Genomic DNA, 22,803 nt, shown 5'->3' with positions numbered 1-22,803 from the left:
CATCCGCCCAGGAGGGATGACCCTGCCCGCCGCACGTCGACGGGCGCCACGATCTGCCCAGGACGTGCGCCGATCTGCAGGCCCGATGCAGTAAAATGGCCCGCGTGTCGATCCCGCGAGCCGTCCCATGCCTTTGCCGCAGCGCCATCGCTACCGTGTTCTGTTCACCGTTCTGGCGATTCTCGTCGGCCTGCTGCTGAGTGTCTGGCTGGGCGGGCGCTACGCCGAACGACGGGCCTGGGACGAGCGCAGCGCCGAAGCCCGTGGCCAGCTGCAGCTGTATGCCCAGTCCATCCGCACGCTGGTCGAGCGCTTCAGCTCGGTGCCCGAAGTGCTGGCGCTGGACAGCGACATCCGCAGCCTGTTGCGCGCGCCCCACGACCGCCAGTTGCGCCTGGCGCTGAATCAGCGGCTGGAGCGCCTGAACGCCGCTGCCGGCTCCACCGTGCTGTACCTGCTCGATGCCCGTGGGGAAACCCTGGTGGCCAGCAACTGGCGCGACTGGAGCAGCTTCGTCGGCAACAACTACGCCTTCCGCCCGTATTTCCAGAACGCCGTGCGCAACGGCGGCGCGCGTTACTTCGCGGTGGGCGTGACCACCGGAATTCCTGGCTACTTCCTGTCCCATGTGGTGCGCGGCGACGACGGCGAGCTGCTCGGCGTGCTGGTGGTCAAGCTGGAGCTGGAAGACCTGCAGCGCGAGTGGGTCGGGCAGCCCGGCGTGCTGCTGGTCGCCGATGGCTACCAGGTGGTGATCCTCAGCAACAAGCCGGCCTGGCGCTTCCGCGCGTTGCAGCCGCTGGACGAGCAGGCGCGCGCCGAGCTGGTGGAGGTGCGCCGCTACGCCGAGCAGGCGCTGCAACCGCTGACGCATCGGGTGTACCGACGTATCGACGACGAGGCCGACTGGGCGCGTGTCGACGGCCCCGATGGCAATCACGATTACCTCTGGCAACGCCTGGTCATGCCCGACGAGGGCTGGACCCTGCACCTGCTCAGCGAGCCGGCGGGGCTGGCCGACAGCATCCGCAGCTACCGCCTGGCCGCCGCCGGGGTGTGGATGACGCTGGCCTTCCTGCTGCTGTTCCTCGCCCAGCGACGCAAGAACCAGCGCCTGCAGGCCGGTATCCGCGAGCGCCTGGAACGTGAGGTGGCGCTGCGCACCGCCGAGCTGCGCGAAGCCCAGGACGGCCTGGTGCACGCCGCCAAGATGGCCGCGCTGGGACAGATGTCGGCCGCCCTGGCGCACGAGATCAACCAGCCGCTGACCGCTCTGCAGATGCAGCTCGGCAGCCTGCGCCTGTTGCTCGACAGCGGCCGGCCGGAGGCGGTGCACGAGGGCCTGCAACGCATCGATGGCCTGTTGCAGCGCATGGCCGCGCTGACCGGTCACCTGAAGACCTTCGCGCGCAAGACGCCGGCCGGTCTCAGCGAGCGCCTGTGCCTCGGCGACGTGCTGGAGCAGGCCCTGCAACTGCTGGCGCCGCGCATGCGCAGCGAGCAGGTGGAGCTGCGCACCCAGGTCGACGGCGAGGCCGAAGTGCTCGGGGACGCCATCCGCATCGAGCAGGTGATACTCAACCTGCTGCACAACGCCCTCGACGCCATGCTCGACAGCGATTCGCGCATCCTCCTGGTACGCATCTTCCGTGACGGCGCGGCCTGCGTGCTGAGCGTCGAGGACAGTGGTGGCGGTATCGCCGAAGAGGCCCTCGGCCGGGTCTTCGAACCCTTCTTCACCACCAAGCCGGTGGGCCAGGGGCTTGGGCTCGGGCTGGCGGTGTCCTACGGTATCGTCCGTGACCTCGGCGGCATGCTCGAGGCGCACAACGGCGAGCGCGGCGCGGTGTTCACCCTGAAGCTGCCGAGCGCACCCTGATACCTGTGGGTGCGCGTCATCCACCCTGCGCCGAGCCTTCGTAGGAGCGGCTTCAGCCGCGAACGGCCGCTGGCCAACGCCGCTCCTGCGGGTTCTTCTCCTGACGCTGCGGATGGTCTCAGGAGATCGCTTCCGGGCTACACTGCCTGCCGTTTTCCTCAGGAGGTGTCATGAGCGCTCAGGTCATAGTGGTCGACGACGAAGCGGCGATTCGCGAGGCGGTCCAGCAGTGGCTGGAGCTGTCCGGCTTCACGGTGCGCACCTGTGCCAGCGCGGCCGAGGCCCTGGCCCTGGTCGACCGTGACTTTCCCGGTATCGTCGTCAGCGACGTGCGCATGCCCGGCAGTGACGGCCTGCAACTGCTCGACAGGTTGCTGCAGGTGGACACCGACCTGCCGGTGATTCTGGTCACCGGCCATGGCGATGTGCCGATGGCGGTGCAGGCGTTGCGCCAGGGTGCCTATGACTTCATCGAGAAGCCCTTCACCCCCGAACGCCTGCTCGACAGCGTGCGGCGTGCCCTGGACAAGCGCCGGCTGGTCTGCGAGAACCGCCAGCTGCGCCAGCAGGTCGCCGACAAGGGGCGCATCGAGAGCCAGCTGATCGGCATGTCGCGCTCGATGGAAAACCTGCGCCGGCAGATCCTCGAGCTGGCTGGCACTTCGGTCAACGTGCTGATCCGTGGTGAAACCGGCAGCGGCAAGGAGCGCGTGGCGCGCTGCCTGCACGATTTCAGCCCGCGCGCCGGCAAGGCCTTCGCCGCGCTGAACTGCGCGGCGATCCCCGAGACCATCTTCGAGAGCGAGCTGTTCGGCCACGAGAGCGGCGCCTTCACCGGCGCGCAGGCCAAGCGCATCGGTCGCATCGAGCATGCCGACGGCGGCACCCTGTTCCTCGACGAGGTGGAGAGCCTGCCGCTGGCGCAGCAGGTCAAGCTGCTGCGCGTGTTGCAGGAAAAGACCCTGGAACGCCTGGGCTCGAACAAGAGCATCCAGGTCGACCTGCGGGTGATCAGCGCGGCCAAGCCGGACCTGCTCGACGAGGTCAGGGCAGGCCGCTTCCGCGAGGACCTGGTGTACCGCCTCAACGTGGCCACTCTGCATATCCCGCCGCTGCGCGAACGGCGCGAGGACATCCCGCTGCTGTTCGAGCATTTCGCCCAGGAGGCGGCCCGTCGCCATGGCCGCGAGGCGCCGCCGCTGGCGCCCAGCGAGCTGGCGCGTCTGCTCGGGCATGACTGGCCGGGCAACGTGCGCGAGCTGATCAACGCCGCCGAGCGCCATGCCCTGGGCCTGTCCAGCCCGCCCCCGGCGGAACGTTTCGCCGGCCAGGCGCTGGCGCAGCAGATGGAGGCCTTCGAGGCGCAATGCCTGCACAACGCGCTGCTGCACTGCCAGGGCAACATCACGGCGGTGATGGAGATGCTGCAGCTGCCGCGGCGCACCCTCAACGAGAAGATGCAGCGCCACGGCCTGTCGCGCGGCGACTACCTGCCCGGCGGCGAGGAATGACAGCGGCGCCGCTGTAACCAGTCTGGCGGCGATGTGGCTGGCCGCCTGGCCCGGGACAAGGCGTGGAAACAACCTGATCCGGGCGGGTCTTTCATCCAGGTTCATGCGATAAGCGGATTTCTGCCGACGCCGTCACAGGTGTCGGCGGTTTCTCGCTCAGTGACCGTCTGGTCGCCGGATAGAACCCCTCTACCTCGGGCCTTTCGCGCCCTGGCACGGCATCTGCTATAGCCATGGCAGCCGCGCCGCATCCTGCCGACGTGGCGACCATAACAACGACAAGAGGTCAGCCCATGAACTGCCACGCCCCCCGTACCCTGCTGCACGCGCTGTTCAGCATGGGCCGCCTCCGCACCGCGCTCGCCGCGGCTCTTGTCCAACGCTGCACCCTGCGCTGCTGATCGCGCACCGCCGATGACGCCAGGCCGGCGTCGTCTAGAGTGAAACTCTGCATAAAGCCATAACAACGACGGAGATACTTCCATGCGACTGACCAAGAAAATCAGCCTGTTCGCCGCTGCCGCGGCCATCACTGCCAGCACCGCCGTGCTCGCTGCGCCGACCTTCATCAACGTGCTCACTGGCGGTACCAGTGGCGTGTACTACCCGATCGGCGTCGCCCTGTCGCAGCTGTACACCAATGGCATCGAAGGCTCCAAGACCTCGGTCCAGGCGACCAAGGCCTCGGTGGAAAACCTCAACCTGCTGCAGGCGGGTCGTGGCGAACTGGCCTTCGCTCTCGGTGACTCGGTAGCCGATGCCTGGAACGGCGTGGAAGACGCGGGCTTCAAGGCGCCGCTGAAGAAGCTGCGGGCCATCGCCGGCACCTACCCGAACTACATCCAGATCGTGGCCAACGCGGAATCCGGCATCAAGAGCCTGGAAGACCTCAAGGGCAAGCGCATCTCCGTCGGTGCGCCGAAGTCCGGCACCGAGCTGAACGCCCGCGCCATCTTCAAGGCCGCCGGCCTGAGCTACGAGGACATGGGCAAGGTTGAATTCCTGCCGTACGCCGAGTCGGTCGAGCTGATCAAGAACCGCCAGCTGGACGCCACCCTGCAGTCGTCCGGTCTGGGCATGGCCGCCATCCGCGACCTGGCCTCGACCATGAAGATCAGCTTCGTCTCCATCCCGGCCGACGTGACCGCGAAGATCGACAACGCTGCCTACCAGGCCGCCACCATCCCGGCCGGCACCTACGACGGTCAGGACGCTGACGTGCCCACCGTGGCCATCACCAACATCCTGGTCAGCCACGAAGGCGTCTCCGATGACGTGGCCTACCAGATGACCAAGCTGATGTTCGACAACCTCGACCGCCTGGGCACCGCCCACTCCGCGGCCAAGGACATCAAGCTGGAAACCGCTACCAAGAACCTGCCGATCCCGCTGCATCCGGGTGCCGAGCGCTACTACAAAGAAGTCGGCGCGCTGTAATCACGGCCTGGGCCACGGCGTGCGCGCCGTGGCTCCTGCTACAGAATCGCGAATAAAACCGGCGTTCATGGACGGTGGGTTTTGTTGGCGACTCTGCCCCGTATCGAAGTAGTCATGAGGTTTGCACTCCATGAGTGAACAGAACAACGGCCTGTCCGCCAGTCCGTCCGACTGGCCGAAGGCGCTCTTCGCCGTCGCGCTGCTGTTTTCCATCTTCCAGATCGTCACGGCGGCGTTCCACCCGGTGTCGACTCAGGTGCTGCGTGCGGTGCACGTGGGCTTCCTGCTGCTGCTGGTGTTCATCAGCTACCCGGCGCTGGGCAAGGGCCGTCCGTGGCAGCCGCTGGCCTGGCTGCTGGGCCTGGCCGGCATGGCCACGGCCATCTACCAGTGGTACTTCGAGGCGGACCTGATCCAGCGTTCGGGTGACCTGACCAGCGCCGACATGGTCATCGGCCTGACCCTGGTGGTGCTGGTGTTCGAAGCCGCGCGCCGGGTCATGGGCATCGCCCTGCCGATCATCTGCGCGCTGTTCCTGGCCTACGGCATGCTCGGCCAGTACCTGCCGGGCGACCTGGTGCACCGCGGCTATGGCATCGATCAGCTGGTCAACCAGCTGTCGTTCGGCACCGAAGGCCTGTACGGCACGCCGACCTACGTCTCGGCCACCTACATCTTCCTGTTCATCCTGTTCGGCGCCTTCCTCGAGCAGGCCGGGATGATCAAGCTGTTCACCGACTTCGCCATGGGCCTGTTCGGTCACAAGGTCGGCGGCCCGGCCAAGGTCTCGGTGGTGTCGTCCGCGCTGATGGGCACCATCACCGGTTCCGGCGTGGCCAACGTGGTCACCACCGGCCAGTTCACCATCCCGCTGATGAAGCGCTTCGGCTACCGCCCGGCCTTCGCCGGTGGTGTCGAGGCCACCTCGTCGATGGGCAGCCAGATCATGCCGCCGATCATGGGCGCCGTGGCCTTCATCATGGCCGAGACCATCAACGTGCCGTTCTTCGAGGTGGCCAAGGCCGCGCTGATCCCGGCGCTGCTGTACTTCGGCTCGGTGTTCTGGATGGTTCACCTGGAGGCCAAGCGTGCCAACCTGCGCGGCCTGCCCAAGGACGAATGCCCGAACCCGTGGAAGTCCGTACGTGAGCGCTGGTTCCTGCTGATCCCGCTGTTCATCCTCATCTACCTGCTGTTCTCCGGGCGCACGCCGCTGTTCTCCGGCACCGTCGGCCTGGCGCTGACCGCCATGGTCATCCTCGGCTCGGCGATCATCCTGCAGGTGTCGTCCAAGATCATGCGCTTCGCCTTCTGGATCGCCCTGGGCGTGCTCTGCGCCGGCTTCTTCCAGCTGGGGATCGGCGTGGTGTTCGGCGTCATCGCCGTGCTGGTGGCGGTGTGCTGGTTCGTCAAGGGCGGTCGCGACACCCTGACCCTGTGCCTGCACGCGCTGGTCGAGGGCGCTCGCCATGCGGTGCCGGTCGGTATCGCCTGCGCCCTGGTCGGGGTGATCATCGGCGTGGTGTCGCTGACCGGCGTGGCGTCGACCTTCGCCGGCTACATCCTCGCCATCGGCCAGGACAACCTGTTCCTGTCGCTGGTGCTGACCATGCTTACCTGCCTGGTGCTGGGCATGGGCATTCCGACCATCCCCAACTACATCATCACCAGCTCGATCGCCGCGCCGGCGCTGCTCGACCTCGGCGTACCGCTGATCGTCTCGCACATGTTCGTCTTCTACTTCGGCATCATGGCCGACCTCACGCCGCCGGTGGCGCTGGCCTGCTTCGCGGCCGCGCCGATCGCCAAGGAGCGTGGCCTGAAGATCAGCCTGTGGGCGGTGCGCATCGCCATCGCCGGCTTCGTCGTGCCGTACATGGCGGTCTACTCGCCGGCGCTGATGCTGCAGGGCGACAGCCTGCTGGCCACCTTCTACGTGGTGTTCAAGGCCGCGCTGGCCATCGGCATCTGGGGCGTGGTGTTCACGGGCTTCCTGCAGGCCAAGCTGAGCTGGTGGGAGCGCATCCTGGGCCTGGCGGCGGGCACCAGCCTGATTCTCGCCACGCCGATCAGCGATGAGCTGGGCTTCGCCCTCAGCGCGCTGTTCATCGGCCAGCACTTCTGGCGCGCGCGTCGCGCCGAGGTGGCGGCGGCGTGATCGGTCTCTGTCTGGGACTGGCCGGGGCGGTGTGGGCGGAGCTGCCCACCGCCGAGTTCACCCTGGCCTGGACCCACACCATCGAGAAGATCCGCTGGGAAGAGGATTACCGCGTCACCGCCGAGGGCCTGCTCCTCGGCGAGGCGCGGGTCAAGGGTTCCGGCGCCGGGATGGAAATTCCCGATGGCGCCGAACTGCGCAATGGCAGCTGGCACTACCAGCGTCAGCTACCGCCTTTGCAACCCCTGCGAGTCGGGCGTACGCCCGAAGCCGGGGATTACCAACTGTGTATCGACCAGCGTTGTCGCCCGATGAGCGACTGGCTCGGCCCGCCAAAAGCGAGCCAGCCGGCGTTGGAACTCTGGAGCTGCGAGCTGAGCTCCCCTGCGCCTGACGCAGGCTAGGTTCGCCCGAGCGGACCCATGCTCCCGGCGCCACAAGTGCCGGCTGAAAAAGAAGGAAACCCCCATGCGGCGCAAGCCGGTGGGGGTTTTGTTCGTCTGCGGCTACGCTTGAGCAACGCCCCGTTCGAGGAGACCCGTCATGCACCCTGTCTTTCGCTCCGCCCTGCCGCTTGCCCTCTGCCTGTCACCGGCCCTGGCCAGCGCGCTGGATATCCAGCCCGGCGTCTGGGAGGTCAGCTCGCACAACATGCAGGTCGGCGGCCAGGCCATGCCGGCGATGGAGGAGATGCTGGCGCAGTTGCAGAACCTGCCGCCGGAGCAGCGCCAGATGATGGAGAACATGCTGGCCGAACAGGGCATCAGGCTCGGCGCGGGTGGTGTGCAGATGTGCCTCACCGCCGAGCAGATCAAGGCCCAGGACATTCCCCTGCACGACCCCGAGTCCGGTTGCCGCAACGAGGTCCTCGAACGCAGCGCGACGCTGTGGAAGTTTCGCTTCACCTGCCCGGATGCTCAGGGCGAAGGGGAGACGCGTTTCGTCAGCGACAAGGAATTCACCACCCAGGTCAGCGGTACCTACAACGGCCAGCCGAGCAGCATGGAGAGCCGGGCGCGCTGGGTCGGCGCGGACTGTGCCGTGCTCAAGCGCTAAACCTCACAGGCCGTGGCGCAGGCGAATGGCCTCGACCTGTTCGCTGCGCTCCTCCAGGAAGCGGTTGAAGGCCTCGATCACCTGCGGGTAGCGGATGCTCGACAGGTAGTAGTGGTCTTCCACGTGCGGCAGCTGCGGGTCGAGCACCAGCGCCTGCTCCGCCAGGTCCATCAGGCGCAGCTGGTGGGCCACCACGCGGGGGTTGAGGTAGACCGCGTCGACCCGGTCATTGATGGCCATGAGCAGCAGCGACTCGATCTGGTTGGCCTGGATCAGCTTGATACGTCCGGCGTGGATCTCCGTCAGGTACGGCCAGGGGGTGAAACCGTTCTGCGTGCCGAGCAGGCGGATACGCGCCACGCCCTGGCCGAGCTGCTGCGGCTTGACCAGGATGCCGTCGACATAGGGCGCTGCCGGGCGGCTGTAGTGGATGGCGTGGCCGGCCTTCTGGTCAGCGTTCCACTGCGGGTGGTCGGGGAACTTCAGGTCGACCCGCCCGCCGAGGAAATCCCCCAGCAGGCGCCTCACCGGCAGTGGCACGTAGACGAAGCGGTAGCCGTGCTCGGCGGCAAAGGCATCCAGCAGGTCGCGCGCATAGCCACGGTATTCGCCGTTCTCCACGTCGGAATAGGGCTGGTAGGGCTGCAGTTCCACGCCGACACGAATCACCTCCTGCGCCAGGCAGGGCAGGGCGAGCAGACAGAGGCAGAACAGCTGGGCGAGGCGCGTCTTCATGGGGCAGTGCCAAGGGCGGCAGACTCCATAACCATAGTCGTGCCGCGAAGCCTGTTCAAAGTCGCGCCGGCAGGCGCCCGGGGTGGCGAAAGTGCGCGATATCGCAGTGAACGGGCAGGTTTCAGGCTTCTCAGAGGATGGGCGAGATCAGCCGCGCCACGCGCATGCCCAGCTGCTGCAGGCGGTGCAGGTTGCGGCGGTCGGCATTGACCAGTTCCCGCGAGCGGCTGAAATCCGCCTCCAGCATCTGGGCGACCTCGGCGTTGAAGCCTGCGTCGACTATCAGCAGGCTGGCCTCGAAATTCAGGCGGAAGGAGCGGTTGTCCAGGTTGGCGCTGCCCAGTACACAGGCGTCGTGGTCGATCAGCAGCGCCTTCTGGTGCAGGAAGCCCGGCTGGTAGCGCAACACGCGCACCCCGGCGCGCAGCGCCTCGAAGGCGTACAGGCTGGACGCGGCATAGACGATACGGTGATCGGGGCGCGCTGGCAGCAGCAGGCGCACGTCCACCCCGCGCATCACGGCCAGGCGCAGGGCGGCGAACAGGGCTTCGTCGGGGACGAAATACGGGCTGCTCAGCCACACGCGTTCGCGCGCGGCGTGGATCGCCTCGACGAACATCAGCGAGCAGGTTTCCTGGGCGTCGGCCGGACCGCTGGCGATCACCTGGCAGAGCACGCCGGGTTCGTCCTGCTTGCTCGGCATCAGCAGCGGCGGGAGCTTCTGGCAGGCCCAGTACCAGTCTTCGGCGAAGGCTTCCTGCAGGCTGGCCACCACCGGCCCGCGCACTTCCACGTGGGTGTCGCGCCAGGGCGCCAGCGGCGGCTTCTGCCCGAGGTATTCGACGCCGACATTGAGGCCGCCGAGAAAGCCGATCTCGCCATCGACCACGACGATCTTGCGGTGGTTGCGGAAGTTCAGCTGGAAGCGATTGAACAGGCCGGAGCGGGTGGGGAAGGCGTGCACCTGGACGCCACCCCGGCGCAGCCGATCGATGAAGGCGCCGGACAGCGCATGGCTGCCGACGCCGTCGTACAGCACGTGCACCTGCACCCCGGCTGCGGCGCGCTCGAGCAGGATGTCATGCAGGCGGCGACCGAGGCTGTCGTCGCGAATGATGAAGAACTGCAGCAGGATCACCTGCCGGGCGCCGGCCAGCGCATCGAGCATCGCCGCGAAGGTGGCTTCGCCGTCGATCAGCAACTGCACCCGGTTGCCGGTCAGGCCGGGCAGGTGCGACAGGCGCGGCAGGGCCCGCAGGCGTGCATAGGCGGGCGACAGGTGCGCCGCCTTGGCTTCCTCGACCCAGGGCCGCCAGTCCTGCTCGGCCATGGCCAGGTGCATTTCCCTGTCGGCCTGGCGGCGTGCCTTGACGTAGGCGTCGAAGCGGCTGCGGCCGAACACCAGGTACGGCAGCAGCGTCAGGTAGGGCATGAAGAACAGCGACAGTCCCCAGGCCAGGGCGCCCTGGGCGGTGCGTACGGTCAGCACGGCATGGATCGCGGCCAGCATGCCGAGGGCGTGGATGCTGGCGATCAGGTAGGCGAACAGGTGGGGAATGCCGAAATCCGCAGGCATGCAGGGTCTTCCTTTGCACGGGCTGTGTGCAGCTGACCACGGGGGTTACGCAGCGTTCGATGGTCATCCTGCCATGGCCATCCGGGGAATGGCAGTGTCAGGCAGATGGCCAGCTTCCGGGGAATTATTCGAGGCTTTCACGTGTCTTGGATTCTGAGTGAGCGGAATTCATGTGTTACCCTTCCCCGTTCGACCCGACTGTGGGTCGTCTTTAATTGGAGGAGGGCATCCGTCCTGTTCACGCTCGTCTAGCGAGTCAAACGCATCAAGGAGCACGCCACGTATGGGAAACGTCCCTTCGCATGACATGACCCCGCCACCCGCAGCGGAAACCCACGAGGGCATCCCGGCACCGACCGGTGAAGCCAACCTGATCGACACCGATTACGTCATCGGTCAGGACAACATCAAAGGGCAGTTCGTCTTCGCCCTCGACATCCATGGCAAGGTCTTCACCATTTCCGCGCTGGTCGCGGTGATCTTCGTGATCCTGGCCCTGGCTCTGCAGAACCAGATCGAACCGCTGTTCAGCGGCGTGCGCGACTGGCTCACCCACCACATGGCCTGGTTCTTCATCGGTGCCGCCAACATCTTCGTCCTGCTCTGCCTCGCGCTGATCGTCTCGCCATTGGGCAAGGTGCGTATCGGCGGCAAGGAAGCGACCCCCGACTACACCTACATGGGCTGGTTCTCCATGCTGTTCGCCGCCGGCATGGGCATCGGTCTGATGTTCTACGGCGTGTCCGAACCCATGTCGCACTACAGCTCGTCGATCGCCGGCATCACCGTGGGTGAAGACGGCGTGCGCACCGACTGGGCGCCGCTGGGCGGGGCCGAAGGCAACGCCGAGGAAGCGGTGCGCCTGGGCATGGCCGCGACCATCTTCCACTGGGGCCTGCACCCCTGGGCGATCTACGCCATCGTCGCTCTGGCCCTGGCGCTGTTCTCGTTCAACAAGGGCCTGCCGCTGTCGATCCGCTCGATCTTCTACCCGATCCTCGGTGAGCGCGTGTGGGGTTGGCCGGGGCACATCGTCGACATCCTCGCGGTGTTCGCCACCCTGTTCGGCCTGGTCACTTCGCTGGGCCTGGGTGCCGAGCAGGCGGCTGCCGGGGTGGAGTACCTGTTCGGCATTCCGGCCACGGACACCACCAAGGTGCTGCTGATCATCGCCATCACCATGATCGCCCTGGCCTCGGTCGTCGCCGGCCTGGACAAGGGGGTCAAGCGCCTGTCAGAGATCAACATGGGCCTGGCCATGGCCCTGTTGCTGTTCGTCATCATCGCCGGGCCGACCCTGGTGATCTTCACCGACTTCTTCAAGAACCTCGGTGCCTACCTGCAGTACCTGCCGGCGCTGTCCAATCCGGTCGGGCGCGAGGACGCCAACTTCAGCCAGGGCTGGACGGCGTTCTACTGGGCCTGGTGGATCAGCTGGTCGCCGTTCGTGGGCATGTTCATCGCGCGGGTCAGTCGTGGCCGCAGCGTGCGTGAATTCCTCATCGCCGTGCTGCTGGTGCCGTCGCTGGTGTCGGTGCTGTGGATGACCGCCTTCGGCGGCACCGCCATCAATCAGCTGCTGGTGGACGGTTTCACCGGCGCGCAGGATGCCGGCCTGGAGCTGAAACTGTTCAGCATGCTCGGTGAGATGCCGCTGACCGGCATCACCTCGTTCATCGGTATCGTGCTGGTGGTGGTGTTCTTCATCACCTCGTCGGACTCCGGCTCGCTGGTGATCGACACCATCACCGCCGGCGGCAAGGTCAACGCACCGGTACCGCAGCGCGTATTCTGGGCCAGCATCGAGGGCGTCATCGCCATCGCCCTGCTGCTCGGTGGCGGTCTGGTGGCGTTGCAAGCGATGGCCGTGTCGACGGGCCTGCCGTTCACCATCGTGCTGCTGGTGGGCTGCATCTCCATCGTCAAGGGGCTGATGAGCGAGCCGCGCTGAGCAGGCTGTTCGCCGTTGCCAAAAGCGCGCCTTCGGGCGCGCTTTTTCGTTCCCGGGTAACGGGTCGTTAATGGGAAAACCCGCGGCGTTCCCGCGGTGCAGGCCGTTTTTTCCTTCTGCTAGCGTCGGCTTCCGCGATTCGCAGCCCCTGCGCGCGCCCTAGAAAAAGAAGGAGCAGCCCCTTGAGCCAAGGCCCCGTACCCCGCAACAACGACTCATCCGCAGACGGTATTCCCGCCCCGAGTGGTGCCGTCACCCTCATCGACACCGACTACGTGGTCGGCCAGGACAACATCCGTGGCCGCTACCTGGTCAATCTCGACATCCATGGCGTGGTCTTCCTGATCTCGGCGGTGACCGCATTCATCTTCGTCGCGCTGGCGCTGGCCATGCACGACCAGATCGAGCCGCTGTTCAAGGCCGTGCGTGACTGGCTGACGGTGCACCTGTCGTGGTTCTTCATCGGCTCGGCCAACATCTTCGTGCTGCTGTGCCTGGGGCTGATCGTGTCGCCGCTGGGCAAGGTGCGCCTCGGCGGTACGCTGGCGCGCCCCGATTACTCGTACTTCTCCTGGTTCGCCATGCTGTTCGCCGCCGGCATGGGCATCGGCCTGATGTTCTACGGCGTGGCCGAGCCGATGTCGCACTACGGCACGGCCCTGGGCGGCATCAGCGTGGACGCCAACGGCGTGCGCACCGACTGGGCGCCGCTGGGTGCCGCTGCGGGCGACTCCGCCGAGGCGGCGCGCCTGAGCATGGCCACCACCATCTTCCACTGGGGCCTGCACCCCTGGGCGGTGTATGCCATCGTCGCCCTGGCGCTGGGCCTGTTCGCCTTCAACAAGGGCCTGCCGCTGTCGTTCCGCTCGATCTTCTTCCCGCTGCTCGGTGAGCGCGTCTGGGGCTGGCCGGGCCACCTGATCGACATCCTCGCGGTGTTCGCCACCCTGTTCGGCCTGGTCACCTCGCTGGGCCTGGGCGCCGAGCAGGCCACTGCGGGCCTGCACGCGCTGTTCGGCCTGCCGGCCGACACCACCACCAAGGTGTTGCTGATCACGGTGATCACCCTGATCGCCCTGTGCTCGGTGCTGACCGGCGTGGACAAGGGGGTCAAGCGCCTGTCGGAGATCAACATGGGCCTGGCCCTGGCGCTGCTGCTGTTCGTGCTGCTCGCCGGGCCGACCGCCCTGCTGCTGACCGGCGTGCTGGACAACCTGGGTGCCTACCTGCAGTACCTGCCGGCGCTGTCCAACCCGGTCGGGCGCGAGGACGCCAACTTCAGCCAGGGCTGGACGGCGTTCTACTGGGCCTGGTGGATCAGCTGGTCGCCGTTCGTGGGCATGTTCATCGCGCGGGTCAGCCGTGGCCGCACCGTGCGTGAATTCCTCACGGCGGTGCTGCTGGTGCCGTCGCTGGTGTCGGTGATCTGGATGAGCACCTTCGGCGGGACCGCGCTGCACCAGGCCCTCGGCGGCCTCACCGAACTGCAGCAGGCGGCCCTGGAGCTGAAGATGTTCGTCATGCTCGATCAGCTGCCGATCAGCGCCATCAGCTCGTTCGCCGCGATCGTCCTGGTGGTGCTGTTCTTCATCACCTCGTCGGACTCCGGCTCGCTGGTGATCGACACCATCACCGCTGGCGGCAAGATCAACGCACCGGTCTCGCAGAAGATGTTCTGGGTGATCATGGAAGGCGCCCTGGCCGTCGCGCTGCTGCTTGGCGGTGGCCTGGTGGCCCTGCAGGCGATGGCGGTGTCGACCGGCCTGCCGTTCACCGTGGTGCTGCTGGTCGGCTGCGTGGCGATCATCAAGGGGCTGAGCAGCGAGCCGCGCTGAGCGGCTGCTGGCCCTCTTCCGATACTGGAGAGGGCTTCCCCGGCAGCAACGAAAACGCCGCGAACCTTTGCAAGTTCGCGGCGTTTTCGCGTCTAGCGGTCGAACATCAGCATTCGATGATGTTCACCGCCAGGCCGCCACGGGCGGTTTCCTTGTACTTGGTCAGCATGTCGGCACCGGTCTCGCGCATGGTCTTGATCACCTTGTCCAGGCTCACGTAGTGCGCGCCGTCGCCGTACAGCGCCATGCGCGCGGCGTTGATCGCCTTCACCGAGGCGATGGCGTTGCGCTCGATGCAGGGAATCTGCACCAGGCCGCCGACCGGGTCGCAGGTCAGGCCCAGGTGGTGCTCCATGCCGATCTCGGCGGCGTTCTCGACCTGCTCCGGGGTGCCGCCGAGTACCGCGCACAGCGCGCCGGCTGCCATCGAACAGGCCACGCCGACTTCACCCTGACAACCCACTTCGGCGCCGCTGATCGAGGCGTTCTCCTTGTACAGGATGCCGATGGCGCCAGCGGTGAGCAGGAAGTCGATGATGCCGCGTTCGCTGGCGCCGGAGATGGCGTTGGCGTAGTAGTGCAGCACCGCCGGAATGATGCCGGCGGCGCCGTTGGTCGGCGCGGTGACCACGCGGCCACCGGCGGCGTTCTCCTCGTTCACGGCCAGGGCCCAGAGGTTGACCCAGTCGAGCATGCGCAGCGGATCTTCCATGTAGCTGCGCTGGAAGCCGCCCAGCTTGCGCGCCAGGATCGCCGCGCGCCGGCGCACCTTGAAGCCGCCCGGCAGGATGCCTTCGGTGCGGCAGCCGCGCTCCACGCAGGCCTGCATCACCTTCCAGATTTCCAGCAGGCCGGCGTCGGTCTCTTCGTCGCTGCGCCAGTGGCGTTCGTTGCGGCGCATCACCTCGGCGATGCCGATGCCGTGCTCGCGGCTCAGGCGCAGCAGGTCGGCGCCGCTGCGAAACGGCAGCGGCAGGGCCGTGGCGTCCGGGGCGATGACCTTGTGCTTGGAGCCATCGGCGAGAATCGCCTCGCTGACCACGAAGCCGCCACCCACCGAGTAGTAGGTGGCCTCGTGCACCTGGATGCCCGCGCCGTCGAAGGCGGCGAAGCGCAGGCCGTTGGCGTGCAGCGGCAGCGCCTTGCGGAACATCTTCAGGTCGGCCTTCTCGTCGAAGGCGACAGCGTGCTTGCCGGCCAGGACGATGCGCTTGTCGCGGCGGATGGTGTCGATGTACTCGGGGACCTGGTCGACGTTGACGGTATCCGGCTCATGGCCGCTGAGGCCGAGCAGGACCGCCTTGTCACTGCCGTGGCCCTTGCCGGTGGCGCCCAGCGAGCCGTACAGCTCGGCGACGACACGGGTCACCTGCGGCATGTGGCCGTGGTTCTCCAGGGCGTGGGTGAACAGAGCGGCCGCGCGCATCGGGCCGACGGTGTGGGAACTGGACGGGCCGATGCCGACTTTGAACAGGTCGAAAACGCTGATAGCCATGGCGAGGTTCTTCTTCTGGGTGAGTGGACACGCGCCCGGTTCCGCGCGTGTGGACAACCCTATCTAAGAACGGCTTTATCATTATGTATACTGATTTATTTTTAATATATTCGTTAGCAATTCTTAACTATTGAGATCCTGCCATGGACATCACCCGCCTGCGCACCCTGCGTGAACTGGCCCGTTGCCGCACCATGGCGGCCGCTGCCGAGTCGTTGCACCTGACGCCGTCGGCCGTGTCGCAACAGGTCGCCTTGCTCGAACGCGAGGTGGATGTCGCGCTGATCGAGCGGCGTGGGCGTGGCGTCGTGCTGACACCGGCCGGCGAGCGCCTGGTGGCGCATGCCGAGCGCATCCTCATGGTGCTCGACGAAGCCCGCTCGGAGCTGGCGCTGCTGCGCGGCGAAGTGGCCGGCGAACTGCGCGTGGCGGCCTTCGCGTCGATCTCCGTGGCGGTGATTGCGGAAACCGTGCGCGCCCTGCGCAGCAGCTATCCCCGGTTGAACGTGGTGGTGCTGGAGCTGGAGCCGCAGGAAAGCCTCAGTGCCCTGGGCGCCTGGCAGATCGACGTGGCGGTGATCGACGACCTGGCCGTGACCCCGGACGAGAACCGCGAGCACTACGCGCTGATCCCGCTGACCCAGGACCTGCTGCACGTGCTGCTGCCCATCGACCACGCCCTGGCCAGGCACGCCAGCCTGACTATCGCCGACCTGCGCGAGGAGGCCTGGGCGCTGGACTCCACCGGCAGCTCGTTCGGCGAATTCATCACCAACCTGTGTCGCCGCTCGGGCTTCGCGCCGCGCATCAATGCGCACTGCGCCGGTTTCGAGATGGTCGCGGCGATGGTCGCTTCCGGCAACTCCATCTCCATCGTCTCCGGCCTGCGCCTGGTCCGCCCGCTGCCCGGTGTCACCGCCGTGCCCCTGCTGCCCGACATCCAGCGCGGCGTGTTCCTCGCCTATCGCAAGGGCGAACGCGACCATCCGGCGGTCAACGCGTTTCTCGACGAGGCGGTGTACACGGCGGACAAGGTGCTGGGTTAGTTCCACTGCGTCCTGTGGGGGGCTTCGGCCGCGATACTTTGCAGCGCTGAGCACAGCCATATCTTGGCCATCCGCCTGCCTGCTGGTGGATAAGCTTCGCGTTATCCACCCTACGCGGCTGACGCGACAGACCTGTAGGAGCGGCTTCAGCCGCGATGTTCTCTGTCCGCGTCTTACTCAGCGGGCGTGACGCTCTCTTGAGCGGCCTCAGCCGCCAGCTTCGCCCTGTCGGCCTTGCTGATGTACTTGGGTTTGTTGCTCTTGGGCGCAAGCTTGGCGTTGGCCTTCCTGGCGTGGGCTTCGAGTAGTTGCTTGATCTTCTTGCGGCGATTCATGGGTGTGTATCTGCTTTGTCCTGAATGGATGATCCTCACGCCAGGCTACTTGCTCGCGCCACCGACCCCGTAGGAGCGGCTTCAGCCGCGATGCTTCTGCGGCGTTGAGCAGATGGCGCTCTGCCCGCCATATCTTAGCCATCCGCTCGCCTGGTGGTGGATAAGCTTCGCGTTATCCATCCTACGTGACTCGGCCGACACGACGGGCCCGTAGGAGCGGCTTCAGCCGCGATGCTTCTGCGGCGTTGAGCAGATGGTGCTCCGCCGGCCATATCTTAGCCATCCGCCTGCCTGGTGGTGGATAAGCTTCGCGTTATCCACCCTACGGGGCTGCAATCGTCGTCATTTCTGCGCAGGCGGGAATCCAGGGGAATGAGACGCCTCCTTGGACGGCAGAAACCTCGCGGCTGAAGCCGCTCCTACAAGGTGGCTGGCTTCAGCTCCACAGCGCGCCCACCGGCGTATGCGCCGGGTAGTGCCTGGCCACCTGGGCTTGCAGCAGTTCGCCGCAGGCGAGGGCGTCGGTCAGGGCGTGGTGGGCGCTGTACAGCGGCAGGCCGTAGCGCAGGCGGCTGTCGGCCAGGCGGATGGACAGCGGTTCGCGGCCGCGCAGGCGGTCCCACCAGCTGACCGTGCGCTTGGGATGCAGGCGCGCTTCCAGCTCCATGGTGTCGATGATGGGGAAGAGCAGCCCCTCGCCCAGGTGCTCGCGCAGGGCCTGGTCGAGGAAGTTGCGCTCGATGTTGCGGTAGTGCGCCACCACCACCTTGCCCGCCAGGGCCTCCAGCAGTTCCTCCAGCACATGGGCCAGGCGCGGTGCGTGGCGGATGTCGGAGTGGGTGATGTGGTGGAAGGTGACCGACTCGGCGCTCAGCTCGCTGGTGGGTTTGACCACCCAGTAGCGCGCCTCGGCGCAGCGGATGCGCTGCAGGTCCAGCGGCACCAGGCCGAGGCTGACGATGGCATGTTCGCGCGGATCGAGGCCGGTGGTTTCCACGTCCAGCGCCACCAGCGGCGCCTCGGCCAGGGGCGTATCGGCGGTGATGCAGCCGGCAGCGTAGTAGGCGCGCAGGCGTTCGTCCTGACTGCTGGCGGCGAGTTCGGCGAAGCGCTGCGGCCAGTCCGGGTTGTGATCGGCACTCATTGCGGACGGGTCAGCGGCTGGGCCGGGTAGCGGAAGCGCAGGAACTTCTGCGCGTTGCTCACCACCTGGAAGGCTTCCTTGAGGTGGTGGCGCTCGCTGGAGCTGAACTGCTCCGGCTCGACATAGTTGTCCGGCGGGTTGCCGGCTTCCACCTCGCGCGCCTGGTGGCGGATGCGCACCAGGCTGAGGAACTCGAAGGCGTAGCGCAGGTGATCCAGGGCTTCCTTGGGCAGCAGCTTGGTGGCGGCGATGGCGTCGAGGCGCTCCAGCGAGTTCTGCGCCTTGGAGCCGCAGGCCAGGGCGTGCACGCGGATCAGGTCGGTGAGCGGCGCGGTGCCGCGTCCCTTGAGGTTGATGATGTTCTTCTGGCGGCCGTCGGTTTCCATCACGAAGGTGCGGAAGAAGCCCAGCGGCGGCGTGCGGTTGAGGGCGTTGCGCGCCAGTGCGGCGAGGAACGCCGGGGTGCCGCTGGCCTTTTCCGCCAGCAGCTCCTTGAGGTTCTCCACCAGCGCGGTCTTGCCATACACCCCGTCGAGGTCGAAGAAGATGCTGCTGTTGAGCAGGGTCTCGGGGTTGGGCTGCTCGATCCAGCGCGTGAAGTAGCCGCGCCAGACCTTCAGCGGCTGGCGCCACTTGGGGTTGCTGGCCATGATGCCGCCCTTGCAGTAGGCGTAGCCGCAGGCGGCCAGGCCGTTGCTGACGAACTGCGCCAGTTCGGCGAAGTAGGCGTCGTGCTGTTCCGGGTCGAAGCTGTCGTCGAGTACCAGGGCGTTGTCCTGGTCAGTGAGCAGCAGCTGTTCGTCGCGCGCCATCGAGCCGGCGATCATGAAGCAGTAGGGCACAGGCGGCGGCCCCAGCGTCTGTTCCGCCAGCACCAGCAGGCGGCGGGTGAAGGCGCGGCCGATGCTGCTCATGGCGCGGCCCACCATGTGTGCGCTGGCATCGTCGGCGACCATGCGCACGAAGGTGGCGTGCAGGTCCGGCAGCAGGCCCTTGAGGCCGTCCACGGAGTCCTTGTTGAAGATGCTGTTGACCAGGTACAGGCTGCTGCGCGACTCGTAGCGGATGACGTCGGCGAGGGAGATCATGCCCACCGGGCGCCGGCGTTGCAGCACCGGCAGGTGGTGGATGTTGTTGCGCAGCATGCACAGCATGGCCTCGAACACCGACTCGTCGGCCTGCACGGTGACCGGGCCGGGCGTCATCACCTGGCTGACCGGGGTGTCGCCGGGCAGCCCTTCGGCGAGGACGCGCACACGCAGGTCGCGGTCGGTGAGGATGCCCGCCATCACCTGGGTCTGCTGGTCGGCGACCTGTACCTGCGCCGGGTTGGGCCAGCGCCGGCCGGGGTTGACGATGATCACCGAGGATACGCTCTGCTCGCTCATCACCTGCGCCACCTGCTGCACGGGCATGTCCAGCGGCACGCTGACCGGCGCCCGGCCGATCAGTTTGCGCACCTTGATCTTCATCAGCTCGCTGGCCTTGCCGTGGCTGTCTTCCAGGGCCGACTTGAGCCGCGACTGGCCTTCGGCCTCGACGAAATCGGCGAAGCTGTCGAACTGGTCGCACAGCTGCTGGAACAGCGGGCCGGGGATGAAATAGATCAGGCTGTCTTCCAGCGCCCTGGCGGCCAGGCGTACCTTGTTGCCACGCAGCAGGCCGGCCTGGCCGAAGAGGTCGCCTTCGGTCAGGCGATTGTGCAGTTCGCCACTGCGCCGGTGGATCTCCACCGCGCCGCTGCGTACATAGTGCAGTTCGTGAATCGGTTCGCCAGCGACGAGGATTTCGCTGCCGGCCTTGAAGTAGCCTACTTGCACTTGCCGGGCGATATCGTCGAGGGTCTGCTCCGGCAGATTATCGAAGGGGGCGAAGCGATTCAGGTGATCGCGTATCTCGATCAGCTCGATCTGCATGCGGGCCTCGCGGGTTGGCTGGCATTACAGGATACGAGCATCGCGCCGGGATGTCCCCCCGGGGTGTCGCGATGAGGACAGTCGCCGTCACAACAGGCTGAACAAGGAGAAGCTATGCAGGGTTCGGGTTTATGGTGGGGCGTCGGCGCGCTGCTGGTGCTGGCCGTTGCGACGGTCTTTTACTACAACCGCCTGGTGTTCAATCGCCACCGCGTGGCCGAGGCCGCGAGCGGCATCGATGTGCAGCTCAAACGGCGCTCCAGCCTGATCCCGGCGCTGGTGGAGTGCGTGCGGCAGTACCTGGGTTACGAGCAGCAGACGCTGGAGCGGCTGGTGCGTGAGCGGCAGCGCGCGGAGCAGCTGACGGATTCGCCGCTGGGCCAGCGGGCGCCGGTGGAGGCGCAACTGGGCAGCCAGCTGCGCCAGCTGTTCCTGCTGGTGGAGGATTACCCGGAGCTCAAGGCGGACCAGCGCTTTCGCGAGTTGCAGGGCTCGATCAGCGAGGTCGAGAACCATATCCAGATGGCCCGGCGTTACTACAATGGTGCGGTGCGCGAACTGAACGTGCTGGTCGAGTCGGTGCCGAGCAACCTGGTGGCACGGGCGTTCGCCTTCGAGCAGGCCGAGTACTTCAGCCTGGATGATCCGGGTGACGCCGAGTCACCGAAGATGGAGTTCTGAACATGCAAGGATGGCTACGTGGCCTGCTGCTGGTGGCCTGCCTGCTGCCCGGTCTGGCACTGGCGGAGGAAGCGATCGAACACTTCGCCGTGACCCTGCAGGTCGAGAGCGATGGCAACCTGCTGGTGACCGAGCGCATCCTCGTGCGCGCCGAGGGGCAGGACATCCAGCGTGGCATCTACCGCGATCTGCCGGTCAGCTATGCGTTGCCGGCGGGCCTGCGGGAGACCAGCCCGATCACCCTGCTGGGGGTGACCCGCGATGGCCAGCCCGAGTCGGTGCACAGCGAACGCAACGGCGCCTGGGTGCGCTACTACCTCGGCTCGTCGTCGGTGCTGCTCGAGCCTGGACGCTATCGCTACGAGCTGCGCTACCGGGTGGCGCGCGCCCTGCTGCATCACGCCGATCGCGATGAGCTGTACTGGAACGTCACCGGCAACGGCTGGGTCTTTCCCATTCGCCGTGCCTCGGTCGAGGTGCGCCTGCCCGCCGGGGCGCGGATCGGCCAGCTGGCGGCCTACACGGGGGCCTCTGGCGCGCAGGGGCAGGACTATGAGGTACTGCTGCGCAGTGACGACTTCGTGAGCCTGGCCACTACCGGGCAACTGCCGGCCTATCACGGCCTGACGGTCGCGGTGGACTGGCAGGCGGGCCTGGTGCCACGGCCCACGGCCATGCAACGTGCCGCCCAGTTGCTGCGTGACAATCTGGGCCTGGCCCTCGGTGCGGCGTTGCTGCTCGGGCTCGCGCTGTTCTACCTGATCGCCTGGTGTCGCGTCGGGCGAGACCCGCGCAAAGGCGTGATCATTCCCCTGTTCGAGGCGCCACAGAACATGACGGCGGTGCAGGTGGGCTACCTCTGGCACCGTGGCCTGCGTGGCGATTTCTCGGCGGCGCACGCCTTCGGCGTATGGCTTACCGACATGGCCATCGGCAAGCACCTGCTGATCAAGGACCGGCCGCGCAGTGGCTTCATCCTGAGTCGCAGCACCGAGGCAGGTGGTGAGCTGGCGGCGCTCGACGCCGATGTGCTCGAACGCCTGCTGCCTGCCGATAAGGCGGATGCCTCGTTGCAGGTTGGCAGCAAGTACGAGCCGCGCATGGCCGACGCCCTCGGTGGCCTCGGTGAACACCTGAGCAAACAGGGCAAGGCCTGGTTCAGCAACAACCGTGGGATCTGGACACTGGGCCTGTTCTGGGCCTTGCTGGCGTGCCTGACGATGCTGCTGGTCGACGCCAGGGGCGACGACGACTGGCCCATGGCGCTGGTCGGGCTGGCGTTCAGCCTGGCCTTCGCCGTGGCGTCGCTGATCATGTTCACGCTGGCGCTGCACCAGCCGTCGTTCGGCAAGAAGCTCGGCGTGGGCTTCGGCGCACTGATGTTCTTCTGGCCGGTTCCGATGGGCCTGCTGATGATCGCCGAGGTGACATCCTGGGCGGCCATTCTGCTGATCGCGCTGTATCTGCTGCTGCTGGTGGTGTCCTACATCCTGCTGCCGGCGCCGACGCTGCTCGGGCGCCGCCTGCTGGACGGCCTCGAAGGCTACCGTGACTACCTGCAACTGGCCGAGCGCGACGTCCTGGCGCTGGCCGCTGATGCCCCGGCGATGAGCATCGCGCTGTACGAGCGCCATCTGCCTTACGCCATGGCCCTGGGCGTGGAGGACAAATGGAGCGCGCGTTTCAGCGAGGCGCTGGCCAGTGGCCTGATCGATCCGCAGCTGCGTGATTACCAGCCGGACTGGTATGAAAGCCGTCGCCGTTTCAGCTCGGCGCAGGTCATGAGCAGCGCCCTGGCCACGGGCCTGAGCAGTGTGGCCGCCCTGGCCTCGACGCCACCGTCGAGCAGTTCGTCGGGCGGCTCCTCGGGTGGTTCGTCCGGGGGCGGCTCCTCCGGTGGCGGCGGCGGTGGCGGTGGAGGCGGCGGCTGGTAGCACGCCGTCGCTCTGCCGGCGAATATCCTGTGCCTGTGCGGTATTCGCTTTTTCTCGCCGGGGCGCTCGGGTAGGGTGCCGCTCCGATTTGCCCGAGAGATGGCTGCGCAGGTA

Annotated in this window: 17 protein-coding genes; 11 read left to right on the top strand and 6 right to left on the bottom strand. The window is 66.8% G+C overall.

Going from position 1 to position 22,803, the window contains the following annotated elements:
• The first annotated feature begins 127 nt into the window (after nt 1-127).
• From EWH21_RS00765 to EWH21_RS00740, 6 genes are all read left to right on the top strand, one after another.
• Entirely contained in the window at nt 128-1,879 is a 1,752-nt protein-coding gene (locus tag EWH21_RS00765; protein ID WP_047589497.1) for an ATP-binding protein, read from the top strand.
• A 170-nt stretch (nt 1,880-2,049) separates the two neighbouring features.
• On the top strand, nt 2,050-3,390 hold the full coding sequence (locus tag EWH21_RS00760; RefSeq protein WP_134676591.1) for a sigma-54 dependent transcriptional regulator: 1,341 nt from the start codon (nt 2,050-2,052) through the stop codon (nt 3,388-3,390).
• Between the two features lie 483 nt (nt 3,391-3,873).
• The gene (locus tag EWH21_RS00755; RefSeq protein ID WP_037054668.1) at nt 3,874-4,827 is read left to right on the top strand and encodes a TAXI family TRAP transporter solute-binding subunit; all 954 of its coding nucleotides are present in this window, start codon (nt 3,874-3,876) and stop codon (nt 4,825-4,827) included.
• 130 nt (nt 4,828-4,957) lie between these two features.
• Nucleotides 4,958-6,985: a TRAP transporter permease gene (locus EWH21_RS00750; protein WP_037054666.1), complete on the top strand. Its 2,028-nt coding sequence runs from the start codon at nt 4,958-4,960 to the stop codon at nt 6,983-6,985.
• A complete protein-coding gene (locus EWH21_RS00745) occupies nt 6,982-7,389 on the top strand; it encodes a DUF1850 domain-containing protein (protein WP_037054664.1) in 408 nt (135 codons plus the stop codon). The genes EWH21_RS00750 and EWH21_RS00745 overlap by 4 nt, the downstream gene beginning before the upstream one ends.
• A gap of 139 nt (nt 7,390-7,528) precedes the next feature.
• Nucleotides 7,529-8,041: a DUF3617 domain-containing protein gene (locus tag EWH21_RS00740; RefSeq protein WP_277699569.1), complete on the top strand. Its 513-nt coding sequence runs from the start codon at nt 7,529-7,531 to the stop codon at nt 8,039-8,041.
• A 3-nt stretch (nt 8,042-8,044) separates the two neighbouring features.
• Here EWH21_RS00740 and EWH21_RS00735 read toward each other — a convergent pair whose 3' ends face one another.
• Nucleotides 8,045-8,776 (bottom strand): transporter substrate-binding domain-containing protein, encoded by a 732-nt coding sequence (locus EWH21_RS00735; RefSeq protein ID WP_037054660.1) that lies wholly within the window; start codon nt 8,774-8,776, stop codon nt 8,045-8,047.
• A gap of 130 nt (nt 8,777-8,906) precedes the next feature.
• A complete protein-coding gene (cls, locus tag EWH21_RS00730) occupies nt 8,907-10,352 on the bottom strand; it encodes a cardiolipin synthase (protein ID WP_134676588.1) in 1,446 nt (481 codons plus the stop codon).
• A gap of 283 nt (nt 10,353-10,635) precedes the next feature.
• On the opposite strand from cls, the gene EWH21_RS00725 reads away from it, so the two are divergent.
• Nucleotides 10,636-12,303 (top strand): BCCT family transporter, encoded by a 1,668-nt coding sequence (locus EWH21_RS00725; protein WP_152490034.1) that lies wholly within the window; start codon nt 10,636-10,638, stop codon nt 12,301-12,303.
• A gap of 182 nt (nt 12,304-12,485) precedes the next feature.
• Entirely contained in the window at nt 12,486-14,138 is a 1,653-nt protein-coding gene (locus EWH21_RS00720) for a BCCT family transporter (RefSeq protein WP_152490033.1), read from the top strand.
• 106 nt (nt 14,139-14,244) lie between these two features.
• On the opposite strand, the gene EWH21_RS00715 is transcribed toward EWH21_RS00720, so the two are convergent.
• Nucleotides 14,245-15,633 carry an L-serine ammonia-lyase gene (locus tag EWH21_RS00715; protein ID WP_047588376.1) on the bottom strand — a complete coding sequence of 463 codons (1,389 nt, stop codon included), beginning with the start codon at nt 15,631-15,633 and terminating at the stop codon, nt 14,245-14,247.
• A gap of 143 nt (nt 15,634-15,776) precedes the next feature.
• Here EWH21_RS00715 and EWH21_RS00710 point away from each other — a divergent pair, with 143 nt between their 5' ends.
• Nucleotides 15,777-16,679: a LysR family transcriptional regulator gene (locus EWH21_RS00710; RefSeq protein WP_037057521.1), complete on the top strand. Its 903-nt coding sequence runs from the start codon at nt 15,777-15,779 to the stop codon at nt 16,677-16,679.
• 173 nt (nt 16,680-16,852) lie between these two features.
• Here EWH21_RS00710 and EWH21_RS00705 read toward each other — a convergent pair whose 3' ends face one another.
• The 3 genes from EWH21_RS00705 to EWH21_RS00695 all read right to left on the bottom strand — a co-directional run bounded on the left by EWH21_RS00705 (nt 16,853) and on the right by EWH21_RS00695 (nt 20,074).
• Nucleotides 16,853-17,014, bottom strand: a complete 162-nt coding sequence (locus EWH21_RS00705; protein ID WP_134676584.1) for a DUF2986 domain-containing protein — start codon at nt 17,012-17,014, stop codon at nt 16,853-16,855.
• A gap of 436 nt (nt 17,015-17,450) precedes the next feature.
• Nucleotides 17,451-18,158 (bottom strand): 3'-5' exonuclease, encoded by a 708-nt coding sequence (locus EWH21_RS00700; RefSeq protein WP_037055601.1) that lies wholly within the window; start codon nt 18,156-18,158, stop codon nt 17,451-17,453.
• Nucleotides 18,155-20,074, bottom strand: coding sequence for a DUF294 nucleotidyltransferase-like domain-containing protein (locus tag EWH21_RS00695; RefSeq protein ID WP_277699568.1), 1,920 nt, complete (start codon nt 20,072-20,074; stop codon nt 18,155-18,157). The genes EWH21_RS00700 and EWH21_RS00695 overlap by 4 nt, the downstream gene beginning before the upstream one ends.
• 114 nt (nt 20,075-20,188) lie before the next feature.
• Between EWH21_RS00695 and EWH21_RS00690 the strand changes: the two genes are divergently transcribed.
• Complete coding sequence (locus EWH21_RS00690; RefSeq protein WP_277699567.1) at nt 20,189-20,755, top strand: LemA family protein; 567 nt, start codon at nt 20,189-20,191, stop codon at nt 20,753-20,755.
• Between the two features lie 2 nt (nt 20,756-20,757).
• Nucleotides 20,758-22,689: a DUF2207 domain-containing protein gene (locus EWH21_RS00685; protein ID WP_277699566.1), complete on the top strand. Its 1,932-nt coding sequence runs from the start codon at nt 20,758-20,760 to the stop codon at nt 22,687-22,689.
• The last annotated feature ends 114 nt before the right edge of the window (nt 22,690-22,803 follow it).

This window comes from Pseudomonas sp. REST10 (genome assembly GCF_029542605.1).
Classification (GTDB): domain Bacteria; phylum Pseudomonadota; class Gammaproteobacteria; order Pseudomonadales; family Pseudomonadaceae; genus Aquipseudomonas; species Aquipseudomonas khazarica.
Note: the sequence above shows the minus strand (reverse complement) of the source record. Positions and strands in the feature narration are given on the sequence as shown.

Bases quoted from the DNA above. Each gene is read 5' to 3' on its own strand.
- EWH21_RS00695 (WP_277699568.1), bottom strand. From the start codon at position 20,074: ATGCAGATCGAGCTGATCGAGATACGCGATCACCTGAATCGCTTCGCC.
- EWH21_RS00765 (WP_047589497.1), top strand. From the start codon at position 128: ATGCCTTTGCCGCAGCGCCATCGCTACCGTGTTCTGTTCACCGTTCTG.
- EWH21_RS00715 (WP_047588376.1), bottom strand. From the start codon at position 15,633: ATGGCTATCAGCGTTTTCGACCTGTTCAAAGTCGGCATCGGCCCGTCC.
- cls (WP_134676588.1), bottom strand. From the start codon at position 10,352: ATGCCTGCGGATTTCGGCATTCCCCACCTGTTCGCCTACCTGATCGCC.
- EWH21_RS00760 (WP_134676591.1), top strand. From the start codon at position 2,050: ATGAGCGCTCAGGTCATAGTGGTCGACGACGAAGCGGCGATTCGCGAG.
- EWH21_RS00725 (WP_152490034.1), top strand. From the start codon at position 10,636: ATGGGAAACGTCCCTTCGCATGACATGACCCCGCCACCCGCAGCGGAA.
- EWH21_RS00705 (WP_134676584.1), bottom strand. From the start codon at position 17,014: ATGAATCGCCGCAAGAAGATCAAGCAACTACTCGAAGCCCACGCCAGG.
- EWH21_RS00700 (WP_037055601.1), bottom strand. From the start codon at position 18,158: ATGAGTGCCGATCACAACCCGGACTGGCCGCAGCGCTTCGCCGAACTC.
- EWH21_RS00690 (WP_277699567.1), top strand. From the start codon at position 20,189: ATGCAGGGTTCGGGTTTATGGTGGGGCGTCGGCGCGCTGCTGGTGCTG.
- EWH21_RS00710 (WP_037057521.1), top strand. From the start codon at position 15,777: ATGGACATCACCCGCCTGCGCACCCTGCGTGAACTGGCCCGTTGCCGC.
- EWH21_RS00750 (WP_037054666.1), top strand. From the start codon at position 4,958: ATGAGTGAACAGAACAACGGCCTGTCCGCCAGTCCGTCCGACTGGCCG.
- EWH21_RS00755 (WP_037054668.1), top strand. From the start codon at position 3,874: ATGCGACTGACCAAGAAAATCAGCCTGTTCGCCGCTGCCGCGGCCATC.
- EWH21_RS00685 (WP_277699566.1), top strand. From the start codon at position 20,758: ATGCAAGGATGGCTACGTGGCCTGCTGCTGGTGGCCTGCCTGCTGCCC.
- EWH21_RS00735 (WP_037054660.1), bottom strand. From the start codon at position 8,776: ATGAAGACGCGCCTCGCCCAGCTGTTCTGCCTCTGTCTGCTCGCCCTG.
- EWH21_RS00740 (WP_277699569.1), top strand. From the start codon at position 7,529: ATGCACCCTGTCTTTCGCTCCGCCCTGCCGCTTGCCCTCTGCCTGTCA.